Here is a 1260-nt window from a genome sequence, read left to right on the forward strand (position 1 = left end):
TGAGACCCCATGTCCTTGGCCGACAGGGTGGCTCGTCTCGCATTATGTTCAGAACGAGGGTTAGCTGCAGAGCCAGAGCCTCAAACATAGGAGACGAGCCGTGGTCGATGATATCGCACTTTACGTTGGTTTGGATGTGAGTAAGGAAAAAATCGCGATCGGTCTGGCGGAAGCAGGCCGCAAAGGCGAGGTTCGTTATTACGGCGAAATCGCCAACCGTGCCGATGCAGTGCGCAAATTTGTCGACAAGCTTGCCGGACGTCACGGACGCCTGTGCTTTTGCTATGAGGCCGGCCCGACGGGCTATGGATTGTATCGTCAGCTTTCAGCACTGGGTTATGACTGCCTTGTCGTTGCGCCATCGCTGGTTCCGACCCGGCCGGGACTTCAGATCAAGACAGATCGGCGTGATGCTGTCGCGCTTGCCGCGTTGTTGCGAGCAGGTGAACTATCGTCCATCTGGGTTCCCGACGAGACGCATGAGGCCATGCGCGATCTTTGCCGGGCACGGGAAGCGGCCGTCTCGGATTTACGACGGGCACGCCAGCATCTCTTGTCGTTTTTGCTCCGGCACGGCCGGGTCTTCGAAGGCCGCTCTCATTGGACAAGAGCTCATCGAAACTGGCTGGCGACACAGCGCTTTGATCACCGTGCGCAGCAGATCGCTATGGAAGAATACATTCGTGCCATCGAACAGATCGAGGAACGGCGGGAACGGCTGACCTGGCAGATGCTGGCGCTCTTGCCGGATTGGTCGCTGAACCCTGTCGTCGAAGCGATCCAGGCCCTGCGCGGTGTCGCACAGATCTCGGCGGTGACACTGGTATCGGAGATCGGCGACTTCAGACGCTTCAGCAACCCACGCCAGTTCATGGCCTGGCTGGGATTGGTCCCCAGGGAACATTCCACAGGCGCCAGCGTGTCGCGCGGCTCGATCACCAAGGCGGGCAACACCCGGGCAAGACGCATGCTGGTCGAAGGTGCATGGACCTACAGATTGCCGGCCCGTGTCGGCCAGGAAATCTTGAAGCGAACGGAGGGGCTGCCTGAAGCGATCAGGGCGATCGCCTGGAAGGCGCAGGTACGGCTATGTCAGCGATACCGACGCATGCAGGCCAGCGGGCGCCCCACCAACATCGTCACCGTCGCCATCGCGCGCGAACTCGCTGCTTTCGTCTGGGCGATTGCGACAACAGTTCCCATTCCCCCCACAAAGGCAGCCTGACGAAGGGGGCGCCAAGTACAAAGGAGAGTTTAATT

At 59.9% G+C, this 1260-nt stretch carries 1 protein-coding gene; it reads left to right on the top strand.

Annotated features, from left to right (window positions below; translation table 11 throughout):
• Positions 1–100 precede the first annotated feature (100 nt).
• Positions 101–1225: an IS110 family RNA-guided transposase gene (locus tag ABK249_RS33760; protein ID WP_348864920.1), complete on the top strand. Its 1125-nt coding sequence runs from the start codon at positions 101–103 to the stop codon at positions 1223–1225.
• Positions 1226–1260 lie beyond the last annotated feature (35 nt).

Origin of the sequence: Neorhizobium phenanthreniclasticum, from assembly GCF_040066075.1 — a bacterium.
Classification (GTDB): Bacteria; Pseudomonadota; Alphaproteobacteria; order Rhizobiales; family Rhizobiaceae; genus Neorhizobium; species Neorhizobium petrolearium.